Origin of the sequence: Pseudomonas sp. FP2196, from assembly GCF_030687715.1 — a bacterium.
Lineage (GTDB): Bacteria > Pseudomonadota > Gammaproteobacteria > Pseudomonadales > Pseudomonadaceae > Aquipseudomonas.
This window is the reverse complement of record NZ_CP117445.1, coordinates 583,882-604,635: the sequence shown is the minus strand read 5'-3', so window position 1 is coordinate 604,635 and position 20,754 is coordinate 583,882. Positions and strand designations below refer to the sequence as shown.

Here is a 20,754-nt window from a genome sequence, read left to right as displayed (position 1 = left end):
AAGCTGTCGCAGACTGCGATCTTTTGATCTCAGGCCCGGAACTGCCCCAGACTTGCCTTCAACTGCGCCGCCAAACCATCCAGCACCTTGCCGCTGGCCGTGGTCTCCACCACCGCTTGAGCTGCTTTCTCGGCCTGCGCATGAATCGTCTCGACCCGCCCTCGCACCGCCTGCGCACCTTGCGCCTGATGCGCCGCCGCCTGCGTCGCCAATCCAATCGCTGCATGCACCTGCTCGACCGAAGCCTGCACCGACTGTTGCAACCGCGCGCTGTCACGCAGCACCAGCAAGCCTTCGCTGGCCTGACGCCCAGCCTGACCGATCGCCTCCACCGCCTCGCGCGCACCCTGCTGCAACGCGACGATGTGCGCCTGAATGTCGCCGGTAGAGCTTTGCGTCTTGCTCGCCAACGCCCGAACTTCATCCGCGACCACGGCAAACCCTCGACCGGTCTCGCCCGCCCGCGCCGCTTCAATCGCGGCGTTCAATGCCAGCAGGTTGGTCTGCTCGGCGATCCCGTGGATCACCGTCAACACCACTTCAATCTGCTCACTCTGTTGCGCCAGTCGTTCGATGACTTTCGCCCCGGTATCAACCTGCCCGGCCAGCGCTTCGATCAAACTGCCGACCTTGGCCGAGGTGCGGGTATTCTCGTCCGTCGCCTGACGAATATCCACAACCTGTTTCAACGCCGCTTGCATGGCATGACTTTCCGATTGCGCCTCGTCAGCCATTTGCGACAGCGCCCGCAGGCTTTCCGCCACTTCGTCACGCTGCATCCCGGCCGCCGCATCGGCACCGGCGTTGCGCAGGGTCATGGCACCGATTTCAACGCCAGTGCGCTGTGCTACATCCCCCGCCTCGCGCACGATCGGCTGCAACTTATCCACAAAGCGATTGACCGCCGCAGCCATGTCGCCGATCTCGTCCTTGCTGTTGATCTGCACGCGCTTGGTCAGATCGCCCTCGCCCGCCGCCAGATCGTCCATGGCGGCATTGAGCATCTTCAAGCGATTGACCACGCGATGGCCAAGCACCACGGCCAGCAACAACAGCACACCGCAGCCGACCAGCGCCAGGCCCATGCCGATCCGCCAGCGCAAGGTCGCGGCGGCGTCCTGCACGGTGCTGGCGGTGTTGGCTTTCATTTCGGTGGCGGTGGATTGCGCCGATTGCAGGCGTGCGCGCATCGCCGTCGCGCTGTCGGCGGCGGCGCCTTTGAGGCTGTCGCCGACCAATTGATCGCTGCTGGCGATCAGCGCGGTGAAGCGCTTGTCGAGGGCCGCCAGGTCTGTTTCTACCGAAGCCGTGGAAACGCCCATCAACACTTTGCCGATCTCCACGCCATTCGGGTTGATCGAGGCTTCGAGGTAGTAGACCGACGGATCGTTCTTCGCCGCATCCAGGACTTTATCCAGCGCGCGCTCGCCCTGGCCCTTTTCCAGCAAAGCCTTGTTGATCGGGTTTTCGCGATTGAGATAGCGAGTCAGGTGCTGGCCGGTGGCGTCGTCGTAGACCACGAACAACACGTTGGGATTGCGTTGGGCGCGCCGGGCAAATTCGGACAGGGTTGGCACATCGCTGTCCCACATGGCGCGGGGCGCAACGGAGGCGAGCAACTGAGCCATGTCGTTAGCCGAATCCTTCAGATCCTTTTCCAGCGTCGCGCGCAGTTGCGCCTGCTCGTCCTTCAGTCGCGTGGACAAACCGGCCGTCAGACGCTGACGGGTACTGGCGGACAAAGCATCGAGGCTCGACGTGACTTCACGCCCGGCCTGCTCCAGTTCACCGGAGAGCTTCTGGCTGTCGGCACCAAGGCGCACCGCCAAATCAGCTTCCAGCGCGGTGACCGTGCTCCGCGTCAGGGCAACGGCCACCAGCACCTGCACCAAAAGGGCGATACCAAGGGTAACGAACACGGGCCGCAACAAACGGCTTTGTAACAGTGAGAGAACGGCTGACACTATGAATCCCTCTACTTCTGACGCCATTAATTTGATGGCACTCTTGTAGACAGATTCACAGCAAAGGTCATGCCGTCCAACAGGCATAAACGACAAAGGCCCCGATTAAGGGGCCTTTGTTTTTTACATCAACGACTTATCAAGCAAACGGATGACGCAGAACGATGGTTTCGTTGCGATCCGGGCCCGTCGAAATAATGTCGATCGGCGCGCCGATCAACTCTTCAACGCGTTTGATGTAGGCACGAGCGTTAGCCGGCAGCTCTTCCAGGGTTTTGGCACCCACGGTCGATTCGGTCCAGCCCGGCACTTCTTCGTACACAGGCTGAAGGCCCACGTAGCTGTCAGCGTCAGTCGGCGCAACGGCGTTGCCTTGCGCATCTTTGTAACCGACGCAGATGTTGATGGTTTCCAGGCCGTCGAGGACGTCCAGCTTGGTCAGGCAGATGCCCGAGATGCTGTTCACATCGATAGCGCGACGCAGGATAACGGCGTCGAACCAGCCGCAACGACGGGCACGGCCGGTGGTAGCGCCGAACTCGTGACCTTGCTTGGCCAGGTGAGCGCCCACTTCGTCGAAGAGCTCAGTCGGGAACGGACCCGAACCTACGCGAGTGGTGTAAGCCTTGGTGATGCCCAGGATGTAGTCCAGGAACATCGGGCCAACGCCCGAACCGGTCGCCACGCCACCGGCGGTGGTGTTGGAGCTGGTCACGTACGGATAAGTACCGTGGTCGATGTCGAGCAACGAACCTTGGGCGCCTTCGAACATGATGTCTTTGCCGGCGCGACGCAGGTCGTGCAATTCGGCCGTCACGTCCAGCATCAGCGGCTTGAGCAGCTCAGCGTACTCTTTGCACTCGGCAAGGGTCTTGTCGTAGTCGATGGCAGGCTCTTTGTAGTAACCCACCAGCATGAAGTTGTGGTAGTCCACCAGTTCACGCAGCTTGTCTTCAAAGCGCGGCATGTTGAGCAGATCGCCAACACGCAGGCCACGACGTGCAACCTTGTCTTCGTAAGCCGGGCCGATGCCGCGACCGGTAGTACCGATCTTCAGCTCGCCACGGGCCTTTTCACGGGCCTGGTCCAGCGCCACGTGGAAGGACAGGATCAGCGGGCAGGACGGGCTGATGCGCAGGCGCTCGCGCACAGGAACGCCTTTCTCTTCCAGCTTGGTGATCTCGCGCAGCAGGGCGTCAGGTGCAACCACCACGCCGTTGCCGATCAGGCACTGCACGCCTTCGCGCAGTACGCCCGACGGAATCAGGTGCAAGACGGTTTTCTCGCCGTCGATCACCAGGGTGTGACCGGCGTTGTGGCCACCTTGGTAGCGCACTACGGCGGCAGCATGTTCGGTCAGCAGATCAACGATCTTGCCTTTGCCCTCATCACCCCACTGGGTGCCCAGGACTACGACATTCTTACCCATAACACTTGTCCTCATTCGCGCAAACTTGGTGCCGGCGATAGCCGGCAGGAAAACTCAAGAAGCCAGTGGCGATACTTGCCAAAGCCCGTTCTGCTGAATCAATTGCCGGTCGCAGTCCGCATCACGGGCGGCGGCCAAAGGTTGTCCAGGCAACGCCTGAACGACACGCTGACCCTCACTGCGCAACTGGCAAACCTGCTGCCAGAGTGCCGCATCCGTACTGTCAGGCATCCAGATACCGCCAGACGGTAGCTCGATTTCAGCACGCCCCAGGGTCACCAGGGTTTTCAAATCGGTGGAGAAGCCAGTCGCCGGACGGGCGCGACCGAAGTCGGCGCCGATGTCGTCGTAGCGACCGCCCTGAGCGATGGACTGGCCAACGCCCGGCACGAACACCGCGAACACCACACCGGTGTGGTAGTGGTAACCGCGCAGCTCGCCCAGATCAAAATACAGCGGCAGCTCCGGGAAGCGCGCCGACAGACGCTCGGCGATCGCCAGCAAATCTTCCAGTGCCGCCAGTACCGGCGCCGGCGCATCGGCCAGACGCTCGCGGGCAGCCGACAGCACTTCGCGGCCGCCACACAGATCGACCAGCGCACGCAGCATGCCGGACAGATCTGCCGGCAAGCCTTCGGTCAAGGTAATGACCTCGTCGATGGCCTTGCGTTGCAACGCATCGAACAACTGCTGCTCGACTTCACCGGACAGACCGGCAGCGCGCGCCAGACCACGGTAGATGCCGACGTGACCAAGATCCATGTGCACATCCGGCACATCGGCCAGTTGCAGCATGGCCAGCATCAGACTGATGACTTCGACGTCGCTGCTCGGGCTGGCATCGCCGTACAACTCGGCGCCCAACTGAATCGGGCTGCGCGAGGACGACAGTGCGCGCGGTTGGGCGTGCAGTACGCTGCCGGCGTAGCACAGACGGCTCGGGCCTTCACGACGCAGGGTGTGCGCATCGATGCGTGCCACTTGCGGCGTGATGTCGGCGCGGAAACCCATCTGCCGGCCCGACTGCGGGTCGATGACCTTGAAGGTACGCAGATCCAGGTCCTGGCCCGCGCCGGTCAGCAGGGATTCCAGGTACTCGATATGGGGGGTCACGACAAACTCGTAACCCCAGCTCTGGAACAGATCCAACACCTGACGACGCGCAACTTCAATGCGCGCCGCTTCCGGTGGCAGTACTTCTTCGATGCCATCTGGCAGCAGCCAGCGGTCTACCGTTGCCATTACGCCATTCCCCTTTGATCCGGGCGGCCAGCACTAGGGCGAGCCTTGAGTGAAGCAGAAAATGACCGGTCCGTTCAAAACGCACGCGCATGAACGACGCAGCGAAAGGCCTGATACCGGCCTCGCCCATCACTTTCCTCGAAAAACTGTTCGGGCTGTTCAACCCGATGTTCTGCAGCAAAAACAGCAATCAAACGTGCAGACGCAAAAAAGCCGGGAATTTCCCGGCTGCCGCATCATACACACGTTTTCCCAAAGGATCACCCCGCCCGAGGTTTTAGCCGCCGGGCGGAATGATTCAGGTCAACGTCGTATCAAGGCTTGGACTTTTCCAGATAACGGAAAAAGTCGCTGCTTGGGTCGAGGACCAGGACGTCGGATTTGTTCGCGAAGCTTTCACGGTAGGCGCGCAGGCTACGGTAGAAACCGTAGAACTCCTGATCCTGGCCGTAGGCCTTGGAGTAGATCGCAGCGGCCTGGGCGTCACCGTCACCGCGAATCTCTTCGGATTCACGATAGGCTTCAGCCAGCAGCACGCGGCGTTGACGATCGGCGTCGGCACGGATGCCTTCTGCCAGTTCGTTACCCTTGGCGCGGTGCTCGCGAGCTTCACGCTCACGCTCGGTGCTCATACGTTCGAACACACTGCGGTTCACTTCTTTCGGCAGATCGATGGTCTTGACCCGGACATCGACAACTTCGATACCCAGCTCCTTTTCCGCCATCTTGTTCAGCGAAGCAGTGATGTCAGCCATCAGCGCATCACGCTCACCAGACACAACTTCGTGCAGGGTGCGCTTACCGAACTGGTCACGCAGACCGGATTCCAGACGACGGGACAGACGCTCGTCGGCGATTTGCTTGAGGCCGGAAGTTGCGGTGTAGAAGCGCTCGGCATCTTTCACACGCCACTTGGCGTAGGCATCAACCATCACGGCTTTCTTTTCCAGAGTCAGGAAACGCTGCGTCGGTGCATCCAGCGTCATCAGACGTGCGTCGAATTTACGCACCTGGTTAACGTAAGGCACTTTCACATGCAGACCTGGCTGAACATCCGCCTGCACCACACGACCGAATTGCAGCAACACCGCGCGCTCGGTCTGAGCGACGATGTAGAAGCAGTTCCAGCCAACCAGTACCACGACAACGCCAACGATCAGGGCGATCAGCGATTTATTGCTCATCAGCGGGTCTCCCTTGTGCGCGACTGCGGCAGGTCAGTGACGTGCGGCGTGACATCCGTGTTGCTGGCGGCGGCCGAACCGGTGACCGGTGCATTGCTGCCCGAACTGTTCTGAATCATTTTGTCCAACGGCAGGTAAAGCAGGTTGCTCTGGCCGTCTTTATTACCGGTCACGAGTACCTTGCTGGTATTGCTGAAGACTTCCTGCATGGTGTCCAGGTACAGACGCTGGCGGGTGACTTCAGGTGCCTTGCGATACTCGGCGACCAGTTTGGTAAAGCGATCTGCCTCACCCTTGGCGCGCGAGACCGTTTCGTCGCGGTAACCGTTGGCATCTTCGAGGATGCGCTGGGCCTGACCACGGGCTTCCGGCACCACGCCGTTGGCGTAGGTTTCCGCCTGGTTGCGCGAACGCTGCTCGTCTTCACGCGCGCGGATCACGTCATCGAAGGCTTCCTGCACTTCACGCGGTGCCGCTGCGCTCTGTACGTTGACCTGGGTGACGGTGATACCGGTGCGATAGGTATCGAGGAAACGTTGCAGACGCTCCTTGATTTCGCTGGCCATCAATTCTCGACCTTCAGTCAGCACCTGGTCCATGGCGGTGGAACCCACCACGTGGCGCAGGGCGCTGTCGGTCGCATGCTGCAGGCTGATTTCCGGCTGATCGACGTTCAGCACGAAGTCCTGCAGGTTGCTGATCTTGTACTGCACGGTCAGCGGCACTTCGACGATGTTCTCGTCTTCGGTCAGCATCTGGCCCTGCTTGGTGTAGGCACGCTCACGCGTGACGTTTTCCATGTACTTTTTATCGATCGGCGGGAAGTAGATGTTCAGGCCGGGGCCGACGGTTTCGTAGTACTTGCCGAAGCGCAGCACCACGGCTTGCTCCTGCTCGTCGACCACGTAGACCGCGCTGTACAGCCAGACAGCCGCCAGCACAACGAGACCGATGCCGAGCAGACCGCCGAAGCCGCCACCACTCCTGCCCGAACCACCGCCGTCATCACCACCGCGTTTCTTACCACCACCGAACAACCCGTTCAGGCTTTCCTGCAGCTTTCGGAAGGCCTCGTCGAGATCCGGTGGCCCCTTGCGGTCGCCGTTATTGCGGCGTTTGCCACCCCAAGGATCCTGATTATTCGAGTTGCCACCCGGCTCATTCCAAGCCATAGCGCTCTCCATCTGATAAAGCAAAGACGCACCCACGGCGCGCCGACCAATGCTACAGAATGCCTGCCGTTGCGGCACAACCGCTTTGTCAGGCTTTTATTGCAAAGTGTGTTGCTCGATGAATTCCATCGGCTGCAATCCTTCGCGGCTTACCAGTCGATTCAACTCGACCCGGGGCAAACGAACGGCCAGCAGACTGATGCCTTCTTCGTCGTGTTCTTCTTTCTGCACCGCACCGAGTTCGAAGAACTGCGCACGCAGTCGAGCGAATCGTTGCGGCAAACGCAATGTGCCCACGAACAAATCACTGCCCAGCAACTCGGCGATGGCTTGCTCAAGCAATTCCAGACCGCTGCCATCACGCGCCGAAAGCCAGACCCGTTGCGGTTTGCCATCGGCATCGCGCTGGATTTGTGGCTCAACGCCTTCAAGCAAATCGAGTTTGTTATAGACCTCGAGTATCGGCAAGTCCTGGGCCCCGATCTCGCCCAGCACCACCATCACCTGCTCGATCTGCAACATGCGATCCGGTTCGGCCGCATCGATCACATGCAACAGCAGATCGGAGTTGCTCGACTCTTCGAGCGTAGACCGAAATGCTTCGACAAGCTTGTGAGGCAAGTGGCGAATGAAACCCACCGTGTCGGCCAGGACAATCGGCCCGAGGTCGTCCAGCTCCAGACGGCGCAGTGTCGGGTCCAGCGTGGCGAACAACTGATCCGCCGCGTACACGTCGGATTTCGTCACGTTATTGAAGAGTGTGGATTTACCGGCGTTGGTATACCCCACCAAAGACACGGTAGGAATATCCGCACGCGAGCGGCCGCGCCGCGATTGCTCGCGCTGGCTGCGCACTTTTTCCAGCCGGCCCTTGATCTGGCGCAGGCGAACCCGCAGCAAACGACGGTCGGTTTCCAGCTGGGTTTCACCCGGGCCACGCATGCCGATACCACCACCTTGACGCTCAAGGTGAGTCCAGCCACGAACCAGCCGGGTGCTCATGTGGTCAAGCTGGGCCAGTTCAACCTGGAGCTTGCCTTCATGGGTGCGGGCGCGCTGGGCGAAAATATCGAGAATCAGACCGGTGCGATCGATCACGCGACACTCGAAAACACGTTCGAGGTTACGTTCCTGACTGGGCGTGAGGATGTGATTGAAAATCACCAGATCGGCCTTTTCGGCATGAACCAGGTCGCGCAGCTCCTCGACCTTGCCACTGCCAATCAGGAATTTGGCGGTTGGCCGATGACGCGGTACGTTAAAAAACGCAACGGTCTCGGCGCCCGCCGAATTAGCCAGTTCCTGAAACTCCTGCGGATCTTCGCGCGCCTCAGGGTCCTGTCCATCCAAGTGAACGAGGATGACCCGTTCACCACCACCGTGGCGCTCAAAGAACAAAGGAGACTCCTATCAGGCGTTACCCGGAGCTGGATCTGCGTCGCCCTGTTCATTTTCGGTTGCGCTAGGCAGACGAATTGGACGAACTGGCACGACGGTAGAGATAGCGTGTTTGTAAACCATCTGGCTGACGGTGTTTTTCAGCAGGATCACGAACTGGTCGAAGGACTCGATCGTGCCTTGCAGTTTGATACCGTTGACCAGGTAGATGGAAACCCCAACTTTCTCTTTACGTAAAGTATTCAAGTAAGGGTCTTGTAGCGAATGCCCTTTTGACATGTGCCGCACTCCTTTAAGGATTCAATAATAAAAAATAGGTAATTCAGATGGCTTTGGCCGCCACACCCCCAAGGATAGACGGCAATTGCAAGGACTCAGCTCAATATGGAGATGGTCCCAAGGTATTTCAAGGCGCGTGGCAGATTGTCGCAATCAAGACTGTCCAGCCAGTGTAAATCTTCCCAGCTGCGCAGCCAGGTGAACTGGCGTTTGGCCAATTGGCGGGTGGCGATGATTCCCCGCTCCTGCATTTCGGCCAAACTCAGTTTGCCGTCCAGGTAATCCCAGACTTGGCGGTAACCTACTGCACGTATAGACGGCAACCCCGCATGCAGGTCACTTCTTTTACGCAGGGCTACGACCTCGTCGATGAACCCCTGTTCCAACATATTTGTGAATCTTTGTTTAATGCGCTCGTGCAATACCTGACGATTTGCCGGGGCAATGGCCAAGTTCGCGACAGTATAGGGCAATTGTTGCTGTCCCGAAGCGGCTGCTTCAGTACTTTGCGCAGATTGTTGCTGGCGCAGGGCAGTCATGCTCTGACCGCTGACTCGATAAACCTCCAGCGCCCGACTCAGTCGCTGTGGATCGTTCGGATGTATCCGCGCCGCTGACTCCGGGTCGATGGCTGCCAATTGCTCGTGCAAGGCTTGCCAGCCAAGGCGTGCAGCCTCTTCTTCGATCTGCGCGCGCACCTCGGGGTCGGCTGCCGGCATGTCTGCCAGGCCGTCAACCAAAGCCTTGTAATAGAGCATCGTGCCGCCGACCAGCAGCGGAATTTTTCCGCGCGAAGTGATTTCGGCCATCGCTTGCAGGGCATCGCGCCGGAAATCCGCAGCCGAGTACGCTTCAGCCGGATCAAGAATGTCGATCAAACGGTGCGGATACTCAGCCAACAGCTCTTTTGAAGGCTTGGCGGTGCCGATGTCCATGCCGCGATAAACCAGCGCAGAATCGACGCTGATCAACTCGCACGGCAATACTTTGGACAGCTCGATGGCCAGGTCGGTCTTGCCCGCAGCAGTCGGGCCCATCAGAAAAATCGCTGGAGGAAGCTGGCTCATCAACGACCGCGCAAGAACAGTTTGTCCAGATCGTCCAGGCCCAGCTGGGTCCAGGTCGGTCGGCCATGGTTACATTGACCGCTGCGCTCGGTGTTTTCCATATCACGCAGCAGACCGTTCATTTCCGGCAGGGCCAGGCGCCGGTTGGCGCGGATCGCACCGTGGCAGGCCATAGTGCCCAGCAGTTCGTTGAGGTGCGCCTGAATCCGGTCGCTGGTGCCGTATTCCATCAGATCCGACAGGACGTCGCCAACCAAACGGTTGGCTTCGGCTTGTTTGAGCAGAGCAGGAATCTGCCGGATCGCCAATGTTTCCGGGCCAAGGCGTTGCAACTCGAAGCCAAGACGCTGAAACCACGCCGCATGCTCTTCTGCGCAATCGGCCTCGCGCTGACTCACCGCCAGAGACTCAGGCACCAGCAACGGCTGGCCGCTAAGGCCTTCGCTGGCCATGGCAATCTTCAGGCGCTCGTACATGATCCGCTCGTGGGCGGCGTGCATGTCCACCAGCACCAGGCCCTGAGCGTTCTCGGACAAGATGTAGATGCCCTTCAGTTGCGCCAGCGCGTACCCGAGCGGCGGAATATCTTCCTGACCGGCCGGCAGCGCATTGGCATTGGCTTCAGGCAACGGCGCAAAAAACTCGCGATACGCAGCCTGAGCCTCAGCGGCAGGCGGCATCGCCGACTGCGGACGCGGCGTGTATTGATACTGATAAGCGCCACCAGCGCTGGCGCCCGACGACGTATTGAACGCCGGTTGCGCCTGCGGTTGCTCCAACAACGCATTGGCTGCCAGACGCATTTCACCCTGCGGGCCGAACTCACCGGCATCAAGGCCGGTTGGTCGAACGACGGCTGTGGTCACTGAACCGGCGAGCTGGTCTTCCGGACGCACATCGCCAAGAGCGCGGTGCAGCGTGCCGTAAAGGAAGTCATGCACCATGCGCCCATCGCGAAAGCGCACTTCGTGCTTGGTCGGGTGCACGTTGACGTCCACCGCCGCCGGGTCGACCTCGAAAAACAGCGCAAAGGTCGGGTGCCGACCATTGAACAGCACGTCTCGATAGGCCTGGCGCACCGCGTGGGCCACCAGTTTGTCGCGCACTGCACGGCCGTTCACGAAGAAATACTGCAAGTCCGCCTGACTGCGATTGAAGGTCGGCAGACCAACCCAGCCCCACAGATGCAGACCGTTGCGCTCGATCTCGATCGGCAAGGCTTGCTCCAGGAAACCCGAACCACAGATCGCCGCCACACGCCGCGCACGCGCCGCGTCATCGTGAGCTTCGTGCAGGCTGAGAATGGTCTTGCCGTTGTGGCGCAAATGGAAGGCCACATCAAAACGCGCCAGCGCCAGACGCTTGATCACTTCTTGCAGATGATCGAATTCGGTTTTTTCGGTTTTGAGAAACTTGCGCCGCGCCGGGGTGTTGAAGAACAGGTCGCGGACTTCCACCGAGGTGCCGACTGGATGCGCGGCCGGCTGAACACGAGGCGCCATGTCGCGGCCCTCGGTCTCGACCTGCCAGGCCTGATCGGCGTCGCGGGTGCGCGAAGTCAGGGTCAGACGCGCCACGGAACTGATCGATGCCAGCGCCTCACCGCGAAAGCCCAGGCTCATCACCTGCTCAAGGTCTTCCAGATTGCGAATCTTGCTGGTGGCGTGCCGGGCCAGCGCCAGCGGCAGGTCATCGGCGGAGATACCGCTGCCATCGTCGCGCACGCGCAACAGCTTGACGCCGCCCTGCTCGACATCGACATCGATGCGCTTGGCACCGGAGTCGAGGCTGTTTTCCAGCAGCTCCTTGATCACCGACGCCGGGCGCTCGACCACCTCACCGGCGGCGATCTGGTTGGCCAGCCTTGGGCTGAGCAGTTCGATGCGGGCAGCGTTCAGCACTTCGTTCATTCTTTGGACGCCAATTCAGTGCCAGGAATGGTCAAGTGCTGGCCGACTTTCAGCTCATCGCTTTTCAGGTTGTTCGCGCTGCGCAACGTCGCCGGCGACACCTGATAGCGCACGCCGATCATCGCCAGCGTTTCACCCGGGCCAACACGGTGGTCGCGCGGCCCTTGGGCGATCTTGCCGGAGTCACGCAGCCAGGCGATATAGGTGCCCGGTGGCGGATTCTGCTGGAAGAACTGACGGACGCCGCTGCTGATCGAACGCGCCAGCGCTTGCTGGTGGCTCGACGCCGAGAGTTTGTTCGCTTCATTGGCGTTGGAGATGAAGCCGGTTTCGACCAGGATCGACGGGATGTCTGGCGATTTCAGCACCATGAACCCGGCCTGCTCCACACGTTGTTTGTGCAGCGGCGTGACCCGGCCGATGTTGGTCAGGACTTTCTGACCGACGTTGAGGCTGGAGGTCAGCGAAGCCGTCATCGACAGGTCGAGCAACACGCCGGCAAGCATGCGGTCCTTGTCATCGAGGCTGACGTTGCCGGCACCACCGATCAGGTCGGAACGGTTTTCGCTGTCGGCCAGCCAACGGGCGGTCTCCGACGTCGCTCCGCGATCAGACAAGGCGAACACCGACGCACCGAAGGCTGCCGCAGACGGCGCAGCGTCGGCGTGGATCGAGACGAACAGGTCGGCGCCCTTCTTACGAGCAATTTCGGTACGCCCGCGCAAAGGGATGAAATAGTCACCGGTACGGGTCAGTTCAGCACGGAAGCCTTTCATGCCATTGACCTGACGCTGCAGTTCGCGAGCGATCTGCAACACCACGTCTTTCTCACGCTGACCGCGCGAACCGGACGCACCCGGGTCTTCACCGCCGTGGCCGGCGTCGATCACGACAATGATGTCGCGCTTGCCGGCCGGGGCAGGTGGCAGCTTGATCGCAGGTTCGGAAGGGGTGACCGGAACCGCCGGCACGGTGGCCACGGACGGTGTCGGTGCAGGCGGCGGCGCCGCGTCCGCCGGGTTATCGAACAGATCGACCACCAGACGATTGCCGTACTGCGCGTTCGGCGCCAGCGAGAAGCTTTTCGGGGTGACGGCTTTTTTCAGGTCGATAACCACGCGCAGGTCGGTCGGCGTCCGCTGGGCCGAGCGCATCGCGGTGATCGGCGTGTTGGCGGTCTGCACGTTCAACGGCGCGCCCAACGTGGCGCCATTGATGTCGATGACCAACCGATCCGGTGAGGTCAGGGTGAAAACACTGTGTTGCACCGGACCGCTCAGGTCGAAGACCAGTCGCGTGTTGTCCGGCGCCCGCCACAGGCGCACGCTGTTGACCTTTGAGTCGGCCACAGCGTTGACGGTTACTGCCATCAATATCAGTCCAGCGGCAGCCACCAACGCGCGAAAGCGCATACCTAACCCCATCATCTAATTGGATTCCAACGCCAAAGCGGCACACCAAGCCTCGCCGCGCGAGCCCTGGGATAAAATTTTCAGCGAACGCCCGCTGTCTTGCGGGCTAATGGTAATGGTCAGGTCAGGCTTTGGCAAAAAGCCTGCACCTTTATCGGGCCATTCGATCAGGCACAGTGCGTCGTCTTCGAAATAGTCGCGGATGCCGAGAAACTCCAGCTCTTCGGGATCGACCAGACGATACAGGTCGAAGTGGAAGGCGCGCACATCACCGATCTCGTAGGGTTCGACCAAAGTGAAGGTCGGACTTTTCACTGCCCCGACATGTCCCAACCCGCGAATAATGCCCCGCGAAAGCGTGGTCTTGCCCATCCCCAGGTTGCCTTCGAGGAAAATCAGGCCATGGCCCTGAGTAACGCGGGCGATCCGTGCGCCAAAGTCGCTCATGGCCTGTTCATCGGCCAGGTACAGGGTTACTTCAGACACGGTGCATGCTCCTCCAACAACTGACGAATGGCTGGAATCAGATCACTGGCCGCCAGCCCACGGCCAAATTTCCCTTGTTGCATCCCGGCATTGGCGTGCAGCCAGACCGCCAGGCAGGCGGCATCGAATCCGTCCATGCCTTGCGCCAGCAGCGCGCCGGCCAAACCCGCCAGTACATCGCCGAGCCCGGCGGTGGCCATGGCCGGATGGCCCTGATGACACAGCGCCAGACGTCCGTCGGGGTGCGCGATCAGGCTGCCGGCGCCTTTGAGCACCACCACCGCTGTATATTTTTTGCTCAATGCCAGCGCCGCGGCCGGACGATCCGCCTGCACTTCGGCGATGCTGATGCCCAGCAAACGCGCCGCCTCGCCCGGATGCGGGGTGATCACGCAATCCTTGGGCAGGCTGACAAAACCGCTGGCCAGCAGATTCAATGCATCGGCGTCCCACACTTGCGGCAAAGGTGCATTGGCAGCAGCGGACAATAACGCTCGCCCCCAACTCGCTTGCCCGAGACCCGGCCCGACAACCAGCGTCGATACTTTTTCCAGCAGGCTCATCAACTGATTGGCAGACGAAGCGCCGAGAACCATGGCTTCCGGTAGGCGACTCAACGCTGCTGGCACGTGCTCCGGTCGTGTCGCCAGCGAAACCATGCCGGCGCCGCTGCGCAGCGCGCTTTCAGTACTGAGCAGAATCGCCCCGCCAAAACCCTGATCGCCGCCAATCAACAACAAATGCCCGAATCGCCCTTTGTGAGCCGTCGGTGCACGTGGTGCCAATCGCGCAAGATTAGCCGCGGTGAGGCGTCTGGCGCTGGCAGGAATGTCACGACAGGTGTCGGCCGAGGCCTGCAAATCGTTAAACACCAGTCTGCCGACGTGATCCGCCGCGTCTCCAGTGAACAGGCCGATCTTTAACCCAATAAAGGTAACCGTGAGGTCGGCGCTCACCGCGGCACCGAGCACATGCCCGGTATCGGCGCACAGCCCGGAAGGAATATCCACCGCCGTTACCGGCAAGCCGCTGGCATTGATCGCCTTGATAGCTGCCGCATAAGGCTCGCGTACGTCACCGCTGAGGCCGGTGCCGAGCACAGCATCGACGATGACACCGCGCAACTCGCTTTGCGCAGTCCAGCCCTGCACGGTGACGCCTTCGGCCCGTGCCTCGGCATGGGCCTGCGCGGCGTCGCCCTGCAAACGCTGCGGATCACCGACCGCCAACACCCGCACCGCCCAACCGGCCCGGTGTGCCAATGCAGCGATAAAATAGCCGTCACCCGCATTGTTGCCATGCCCGGCAAACACCGTCAGTTCATTGGCCGACGGCCATTGCCGCACCAGTGCCCGCCACGTCGCGTGCGCGGCGCGCTGCATCAATTCGAAGCCCGGCGTGCCGGCGGCAATCAGCCGCGCGTCGAGTTCACGCACCTGCGCGGCGCAGTACAGCGCGTCGGGTAATTCATCTTTCGTTTGCGGCATGCGTCTTCGGGCTCCGATGTCTGGCAGAATTATACGCACCTCAGCTCCGGTTTCTCTCGCCTCATGTCCGCCATCACCACAGACCTCCCAGCCCTCGCCCAATCGATCAAGGATTGGGGCCGCGAGCTGGGCTTTCAGCAAGTCGGCATCAGCGGCCTCGATCTGGCCGAGCATGAGCAGCATCTGGAGCGCTGGCTCGCCGCCGGCTACCACGGCGAGATGGACTACATGGGCGCCCATGGCAGCAAACGCTCGCACCCCGAGGAACTGGTGCCGGGCACCTTGCGCGTGGTGTCCCTGCGCATGGACTATCTGCCGGGCGACACTGAAATGGCCAAACGTCTGGCCGAACCGGAAAAAGCTTATGTGTCGCGTTATGCCTTGGGCCGCGATTACCACAAATTGATCCGTAAACGCGTTCAACAATTGGCAGACAGGATTCAAGCCGAGATCGGCCCGTTCGGTTTTCGCGCCTTCGTCGACAGCGCCCCGGTGCTGGAAAAAGCCATTGCCGAACAGGCCGGACTGGGCTGGATCGGCAAAAATACGCTGGTATTGAACCGCAAGGCCGGCAGCTATTTTTTCCTCAGTGAACTGTTTGTCGATCTGCCGCTGCCGGTGGACGAGCCGCACAGCACCGAACATTGCGGCCGCTGCACGGCGTGCCTGGACATCTGCCCGACCAACGCCTTCGTCGGCCCTTATGTGCTGGATGCCCGACGCTGCATTTCCTACCTGACCATCGAGCTGAAAACTGCGATCCCTGAAGAGCTGCGCCCGCTGATCGGCAATCGGGTGTTCGGCTGTGATGACTGCCAGATCGTCTGCCCGTGGAATCGCTTCGCCCGGCCGACCGGGGAAAGCGACTTCAAGCCACGGCACAATCTGGACAACGCCGAACTGGCCGAGCTGTTCCTGTGGGACGAGGACAAGTTTCTCAGCAGCACCGAAGGCTCCCCGCTGCGCCGCGCCGGTTATGAGCGCTGGTTGCGCAATCTGGCGGTAGGGCTGGGAAATGCGCCGTCGAGCATTCCGGTACTTGAGGCCTTGAAAGCGCGCCGTGACTATCCGTCAGAGTTGGTGCAAGAACACGTCGAGTGGGCGCTGAAACAACATGCCGAGCGTCAAGGCGCGTCGTTATAGACGAACTTGGGCATTTCCCAATGAAACCGGATCGCCAGCAGGCGCAATAGAAAGCCGCCAAACAGTGTGATCAAGATCGCCTGCTCACTCGGCACATTCAAATATAGGCAAAGCATGTAACACCACGCGGCCGCGAACGAGACGCTGGCGTAGAGTTCACGGCGAAAGATCAGCGGGATGTCGTTGCAAAAGATATCCCGCAGGATGCCGCCGAACACGCCGGTGATCACGCCACTGACCGAGGCGACCAACATGCCGTGACCCATTTCCAGCGCGGTCATGCAGCCGATCAGGGTAAAGGCCACCAAGCCGACGGCGTCGAGCACCAGAAACAGCGAGCGCAGGTGACGCATCCAGCGCGCGGTGAACACCGTGAACATCGCGGCAACCGAAGTCAGCACCAGGTATTCCGGGTGCTTGACCCAGGTCAGCGGGTAATGCCCGAGCAACACATCACGCACCGAACCGCCGCCCAATGCCGTGACGCAGGCGATCAGCACCACGCCAAACCAGTCCATGCCGCGACGGCCCGCAGACAGCGCGCCGGTCATGGCTTCAGCGGTAATGGCGATGAGATAAAGCATCAGCAGCATGGTGGCGATCCTGGCAGGAAGGCGCGCAGTCTAGCCATTTCGGTCACGCGATCCAATGTAGGAGCTGCCGAAGGCTGCGATCTTTTGAATTTGATTTTAAAACAAGATCAAACGATCGCAGCTTCGGCAGCTCCTACAGGGATCACATCAGAACTTGATGAAGTGCTTGCGGTAGTGCTGCAGCTCGGCGATCGATTCGCGAATGTCGTCCAGCGCCAGATGTGTGCTGCCCTTCTTGAAGCTGTCGCGCACGTCCGGTGCCCAGCGTGCGGCCAGTTCTTTAAGCGTCGACACATCGAGATTGCGATAGTGGAAGTAGCTTTCCAGCGCCTTCATGTGGGTATAGAGGAAGCGTCGATCCTGACAGATGCTGTTGCCGCAGATCGGCGACTTGCCCTTCGGCACCCATTTTTCCAGGAAAGCGATGGTTTCAGCTTCGGCTTCAGCCATGCTGACGCGGCTGTCGCGTACACGCTGGGTCAGGCCGGAGTTACCGTGGGTGCGGGTGTTCCACTCGTCCATGCGAGCGAGCACTTCGTCGCTGTGATGGATGGCGATCACCGGGCCTTCGGCCAGGGTGTTGAGGTCACTGTCGGTAACGATGGTGGCCATTTCGATGATGACGTCGTTATCCGGATCAAGACCGGTCATTTCCAGGTCGATCCAGATCAGATTCTGTGGGTTTTGCATATTTCGGCTCCTAGGCAATGCTGCGCAGTTTAGCCTAGGCCGGTGCCCGGGCGTGCTAAACTCGCGGCCGTTTTACCTAATCGCTGCATTCTTCAGACGGAACACCCATGGCCAAACGCCAACTCAATCGTCGTCAAAACTGGCGCATCGAAAAGATTCAGGGCGAGCGCGCCGCACGCGCCGCCAAACGCGAGTCCTCGGCTGTCGAAGCCCTGGAGGGCGGCGACCTCGGCCCAGAGCAACACGGCCTGGTGATCGCCCACTTCGGTGTACAGGTCGAGGTCGAGGCCAAGGACGGCGAACTCGCTGGCCAAGTGTTCCGCTGTCACTTGCGCGCTAACCTGCCAGCGCTGGTGACCGGTGATCAGGTGGTCTGGCGTGCCGGCAACCAGGGCATCGGTGTGATCGTCGCGCAATTGCCGCGCACCACCGAGCTCTGCCGCCCGGACAGCCGAGGCCAGCTCAAGCCAGTGGCCGCCAACGTCGACATGATCGTCATCGTCTTCGCCCCGCTGCCCGAGCCGCATGCCAACCTGATCGACCGCTACCTTGTAGCCGCCGAACATGCCGGTATCCGTCCGCTGTTGCTGCTGAACAAGTTCGACCTGATTGATGAGCAGAACGCCCCGGCACTCAACGCCCTGCTGGCCGTTTACCGCACGCTGGGTTATCCGGTGCTGGAGGTCTCGGCGCACCACGGCAATGGCATGGAACAACTGCAACAGCAACTCGACGGGCGCATCAGCGTGTTCGTCGGCCAGTCCGGTGTCGGCAAGTCGTCGCTGGTCAACAGCTTGCTGCCGGAAGTGGAAACCCGCGTCGGGCCGTTGTCCGAGCTGTCCGGTCAGGGCACGCACACCACGACCACCGCACGCCTGTTCCACTTCCCCGGCGGCGGTGAACTGATCGACTCCCCGGGCATCCGCGAATTCGGCCTCGGCCACGTCAGCCGCGCCGACGTCGAAGCCGGCTTCATCGAGTTCAACGACTTGCTCGGCACCTGCCGCTTCCGCGACTGCAAGCATGATCGCGAACCCGGTTGCGCACTGCTCAAGGCCCTGGAAGATGGCCGCGTGCAGCAGCAGCGAATGAACAGCTATCGCTCGATCATCGCCAGTCTGCCGGAAAACGGCTATTAAACAGCGATTGCCCTCACCCTAACCCTCTCCCAAAGGGAGAGGGTTAGGGTGAAGGGAAAGGATCTGACACCCACAAAAAAGCCGCGATCATCTCGCGGCTTTTTTGTGGATCACTGCTTCGGCGCGGGGCTCGGCGCAGTGGCCGGTGGAGCTGTCGGCGCTGGCGGCGCACTTCCCGGCGCGGCCGGTTTGGGCGCCGCGTCGTCGAACAGGTTCAGGCGCTCGCGCAACTCGTGCGCAGGCACTGGTTGTTGATCCGCCGGCAGCGCGTTCGGATCGACTGGCGTCGCTGGAGCGGCACCGTTCGGTCCTTGCTCTGCCGGTTTCGCCGGATCGGCACCTTGCGCACCTTCGATGGCGGCCTGGGCCTTTTTGGTCAGCACCACAATATCGATACGGCGGTTGACCGGATTGAACGGGTTTTCCTTGTCGAACAATGCCGACGAGGCGTAACCCACCACCCGCGCCACTTGCGCGTCCGGATAGCTACCGGCAACCAAGGCACGACGGGCAGCGTTGGCACGGTTGGCCGACAGCTCCCAGTTACCGAAATCGCCCGTGCCGATGTACGGCTTGGCATCGGTGTGGCCGCTGATGCTGATCTTGTTCGGCACCGCTTTGATGGTGTCGGCCATGGCCAGCAGGATGTCTTCGAAGTACGGCTTCAGGCGTGCGGAACCGGAGTCGAACATCGGCCGGTTCTCGGCGTCCATGATCTGGATGCGCAAGCCGTTCGGCGTAATCTCGAAGAGGATCTGATCCTTGAATTTCTGCAGTTGCGGGTTCTCGTCGACCTTGTTCTGCAGTTCTTGCAGGAGCAGTTCCAGGCGTTCCTTCTCGACCATCTCGGCCATGCCTTCGACTTGCTCGGCATCGACCGTGACTTTGTCCGGTTGCGGCTGGGATTTCACTTCAGGGTTGAGAGTGTTTTCCGGTGCCAGGGTCGGCGTGCCGCCCAGATCGATGATGTACGGCGTGCCGCTTTCGGAGAAGCCGACCGGGTCTTTGAAATAGCCGGCGATGGCGATCTTCTGCTCAGGCGTTGCGGTGGACAGCAGCCACAACACCAGGAAGAACGCCATCATCGCCGTGGCGAAGTCGGCGAAGGCGATCTTCCACGCCCCGCCGTGATGCCCGCCGGCTATGCGCTTGACGCGCTTGATGATAATCGGCTGATTATTTTCCATTTCTTAGCGACCGCGAACGGCTTGTTCCAGCTCGGCAAAGCTTGGACGGTGAGCCGGGTACAGCACCTTGCGCCCGAACTCCACCGCCAGCGATGGCGGCATGCCGGAAGCTGAAGCCACGAGCGAGGCTTTGATGGCTTCGTAGACGTTCAGCTCTTCCTTGGCATCGTGAGCCAACGAGTGCGCCAACGGGCCGAAGAAACCGTAGGCCGCGAGAATACCGAAGAAGGTACCGACCAGTGCCGCACCGACGTGCAGACCGATGGACTTTTGATCGCCTTCGCCCAAGGACGCCATGGTCACCACGATACCCAGTACCGCCGCGACGATACCGAAACCCGGCATGGCGTCGGCAATGCCGTTCACCGCGTGGGAGGGGTGCTCGAGGTCTTCTTTAAGGCTGTAAAGCTCCATGTCGAACAGGCCTTCCAGCTCGTGCGGAGCCATGTTGCCGGAGGACATGATGCGCAGGTAATCGCAGATGAACGCAGTCATGCGTTCGTCTTTAAGTACCGCCGGATACTTGGCGAAGATCGGGCTCGCGGCGGCATCTTCGATGTCGCCTTCGATGGCCATCATGCCTTCGCGGCGGCTCTTGTTGAGGATCTCGTAGATCAGGCCCAACACTTCCAGATAGAACGTGTGGCTGAAACGCGAACTGAACATGCTCAGGGATTTCTTGAGCACGTGCATCGTCATGTAGCCGGGGTTGGCCTGGAGGAAGGCACCCAGTGCCGCGCCCCCGATGATCAACACCTCGAAGGGCTGGATCAGGGCGGCAATCTTGCCGTGGGAGAGCACGTATCCGCCGAGCACGCTCGCGAATACGACGATGATGCCGATAATTTTAGCCATAGGTAGAAAGTACTTATTTAAGTCGGGTTCAAGGTCATATTCGGAAGTTAAAAAATCTCTTCTTCTACTTATCGGCAAAACTGCGCCAGACTATAGCCAGTTCAGGCGAAAAGCCAA

The 20,754-nt window shown here is 60.7% G+C and carries 18 protein-coding genes; 2 read left to right on the top strand and 16 right to left on the bottom strand.

Translation table 11 applies throughout. The features are described 5' to 3' along the window. Positions 1–29: 29 nt before the first annotated feature. The 12 genes from PSH79_RS02650 to PSH79_RS02595 all read right to left on the bottom strand — a co-directional run bounded on the left by PSH79_RS02650 (position 30) and on the right by PSH79_RS02595 (position 15,030). The gene (locus PSH79_RS02650; RefSeq protein WP_305441112.1) at positions 30–1,964 is read right to left on the bottom strand and encodes a methyl-accepting chemotaxis protein; all 1,935 of its coding nucleotides are present in this window, start codon (positions 1,962–1,964) and stop codon (positions 30–32) included. Positions 1,965–2,103: 139 nt separating this feature from the next. After that, positions 2,104–3,393 carry an adenylosuccinate synthase gene (locus PSH79_RS02645; protein ID WP_305441111.1) on the bottom strand — a complete coding sequence of 430 codons (1,290 nt, stop codon included), beginning with the start codon at positions 3,391–3,393 and terminating at the stop codon, positions 2,104–2,106. 54 nt (positions 3,394–3,447) lie between these two features. Beyond that, the gene (locus tag PSH79_RS02640; protein ID WP_305441109.1) at positions 3,448–4,635 is read right to left on the bottom strand and encodes an ATP phosphoribosyltransferase regulatory subunit; all 1,188 of its coding nucleotides are present in this window, start codon (positions 4,633–4,635) and stop codon (positions 3,448–3,450) included. A 314-nt stretch (positions 4,636–4,949) separates the two neighbouring features. Next, complete coding sequence (gene hflC, locus PSH79_RS02635; protein WP_123448397.1) at positions 4,950–5,819, bottom strand: protease modulator HflC; 870 nt, start codon at positions 5,817–5,819, stop codon at positions 4,950–4,952. Beyond that, positions 5,819–6,991: an FtsH protease activity modulator HflK gene (gene hflK, locus PSH79_RS02630; RefSeq protein WP_305441108.1), complete on the bottom strand. Its 1,173-nt coding sequence runs from the start codon at positions 6,989–6,991 to the stop codon at positions 5,819–5,821. The genes hflC and hflK overlap by 1 nt, the downstream gene beginning before the upstream one ends. Before the next feature lie 96 nt (positions 6,992–7,087). Continuing rightward, entirely contained in the window at positions 7,088–8,389 is a 1,302-nt protein-coding gene (gene hflX / locus PSH79_RS02625) for a ribosome rescue GTPase HflX (protein WP_095187332.1), read from the bottom strand. Positions 8,390–8,401: 12 nt separating this feature from the next. Beyond that, positions 8,402–8,668: an RNA chaperone Hfq gene (hfq, locus tag PSH79_RS02620; protein ID WP_095109354.1), complete on the bottom strand. Its 267-nt coding sequence runs from the start codon at positions 8,666–8,668 to the stop codon at positions 8,402–8,404. 95 nt (positions 8,669–8,763) lie between these two features. Next, a complete protein-coding gene (gene miaA / locus PSH79_RS02615) occupies positions 8,764–9,735 on the bottom strand; it encodes a tRNA (adenosine(37)-N6)-dimethylallyltransferase MiaA (protein WP_305441107.1) in 972 nt (323 codons plus the stop codon). Beyond that, complete coding sequence (gene mutL, locus PSH79_RS02610; protein WP_305443854.1) at positions 9,735–11,636, bottom strand: DNA mismatch repair endonuclease MutL; 1,902 nt, start codon at positions 11,634–11,636, stop codon at positions 9,735–9,737. Before mutL ends, miaA begins: the two co-directional genes overlap by 1 nt. Positions 11,637–11,641: 5 nt before the next feature. After that, on the bottom strand, positions 11,642–13,015 hold the full coding sequence (locus PSH79_RS02605; protein WP_370872599.1) for an N-acetylmuramoyl-L-alanine amidase: 1,374 nt from the start codon (positions 13,013–13,015) through the stop codon (positions 11,642–11,644). Between the two features lie 57 nt (positions 13,016–13,072). Next, complete coding sequence (tsaE, locus tag PSH79_RS02600) at positions 13,073–13,543, bottom strand: tRNA (adenosine(37)-N6)-threonylcarbamoyltransferase complex ATPase subunit type 1 TsaE (RefSeq protein WP_007967425.1); 471 nt, start codon at positions 13,541–13,543, stop codon at positions 13,073–13,075. After that, positions 13,531–15,030: an NAD(P)H-hydrate dehydratase gene (locus tag PSH79_RS02595; RefSeq protein WP_305441103.1), complete on the bottom strand. Its 1,500-nt coding sequence runs from the start codon at positions 15,028–15,030 to the stop codon at positions 13,531–13,533. The genes tsaE and PSH79_RS02595 overlap by 13 nt, the downstream gene beginning before the upstream one ends. A 63-nt stretch (positions 15,031–15,093) precedes the next feature. On the opposite strand from PSH79_RS02595, the gene queG reads away from it, so the two are divergent. Continuing rightward, complete coding sequence (gene queG / locus PSH79_RS02590) at positions 15,094–16,173, top strand: tRNA epoxyqueuosine(34) reductase QueG (RefSeq protein ID WP_305441102.1); 1,080 nt, start codon at positions 15,094–15,096, stop codon at positions 16,171–16,173. Here the strand turns inward: queG and PSH79_RS02585 are convergent. Together PSH79_RS02585 and orn are read right to left on the bottom strand one after the other, a co-directional pair. After that, entirely contained in the window at positions 16,155–16,766 is a 612-nt protein-coding gene (locus PSH79_RS02585) for a trimeric intracellular cation channel family protein (protein WP_095120635.1), read from the bottom strand. The two genes, queG and PSH79_RS02585, sit on opposite strands and share 19 nt — an antisense overlap. A 147-nt stretch (positions 16,767–16,913) precedes the next feature. Beyond that, on the bottom strand, positions 16,914–17,456 hold the full coding sequence (gene orn, locus PSH79_RS02580) for an oligoribonuclease (RefSeq protein ID WP_123530761.1): 543 nt from the start codon (positions 17,454–17,456) through the stop codon (positions 16,914–16,916). 107 nt (positions 17,457–17,563) lie between these two features. Between orn and rsgA the strand changes: the two genes are divergently transcribed. Then, complete coding sequence (gene rsgA, locus PSH79_RS02575; protein ID WP_187677885.1) at positions 17,564–18,595, top strand: small ribosomal subunit biogenesis GTPase RsgA; 1,032 nt, start codon at positions 17,564–17,566, stop codon at positions 18,593–18,595. A gap of 110 nt (positions 18,596–18,705) precedes the next feature. Here rsgA and motB read toward each other — a convergent pair whose 3' ends face one another. Next, on the bottom strand, positions 18,706–19,782 hold the full coding sequence (motB, locus tag PSH79_RS02570; protein ID WP_305441101.1) for a flagellar motor protein MotB: 1,077 nt from the start codon (positions 19,780–19,782) through the stop codon (positions 18,706–18,708). Between the two features lie 3 nt (positions 19,783–19,785). Beyond that, the gene (gene motA / locus PSH79_RS02565) at positions 19,786–20,637 is read right to left on the bottom strand and encodes a flagellar motor stator protein MotA (protein WP_007915795.1); all 852 of its coding nucleotides are present in this window, start codon (positions 20,635–20,637) and stop codon (positions 19,786–19,788) included. Positions 20,638–20,754: the final 117 nt, after the last annotated feature.

Bases quoted from the DNA above. Each gene is read 5' to 3' on its own strand.
- PSH79_RS02645 (WP_305441111.1), bottom strand. From the start codon at position 3,393: ATGGGTAAGAATGTCGTAGTCCTGGGCACCCAGTGGGGTGATGAGGGC.
- PSH79_RS02640 (WP_305441109.1), bottom strand. From the start codon at position 4,635: ATGGCAACGGTAGACCGCTGGCTGCTGCCAGATGGCATCGAAGAAGTA.
- hflC (WP_123448397.1), bottom strand. From the start codon at position 5,819: ATGAGCAATAAATCGCTGATCGCCCTGATCGTTGGCGTTGTCGTGGTA.
- hflK (WP_305441108.1), bottom strand. From the start codon at position 6,991: ATGGCTTGGAATGAGCCGGGTGGCAACTCGAATAATCAGGATCCTTGG.
- hfq (WP_095109354.1), bottom strand. From the start codon at position 8,668: ATGTCAAAAGGGCATTCGCTACAAGACCCTTACTTGAATACTTTACGT.
- miaA (WP_305441107.1), bottom strand. From the start codon at position 9,735: ATGAGCCAGCTTCCTCCAGCGATTTTTCTGATGGGCCCGACTGCTGCG.
- PSH79_RS02605 (WP_370872599.1), bottom strand. From the start codon at position 13,015: ATGGCAGTAACCGTCAACGCTGTGGCCGACTCAAAGGTCAACAGCGTG.
- PSH79_RS02595 (WP_305441103.1), bottom strand. From the start codon at position 15,030: ATGCCGCAAACGAAAGATGAATTACCCGACGCGCTGTACTGCGCCGCG.
- queG (WP_305441102.1), top strand. From the start codon at position 15,094: ATGTCCGCCATCACCACAGACCTCCCAGCCCTCGCCCAATCGATCAAG.
- PSH79_RS02585 (WP_095120635.1), bottom strand. From the start codon at position 16,766: ATGCTGCTGATGCTTTATCTCATCGCCATTACCGCTGAAGCCATGACC.
- orn (WP_123530761.1), bottom strand. From the start codon at position 17,456: ATGCAAAACCCACAGAATCTGATCTGGATCGACCTGGAAATGACCGGT.
- rsgA (WP_187677885.1), top strand. From the start codon at position 17,564: ATGGCCAAACGCCAACTCAATCGTCGTCAAAACTGGCGCATCGAAAAG.
- motB (WP_305441101.1), bottom strand. From the start codon at position 19,782: ATGGAAAATAATCAGCCGATTATCATCAAGCGCGTCAAGCGCATAGCC.
- motA (WP_007915795.1), bottom strand. From the start codon at position 20,637: ATGGCTAAAATTATCGGCATCATCGTCGTATTCGCGAGCGTGCTCGGC.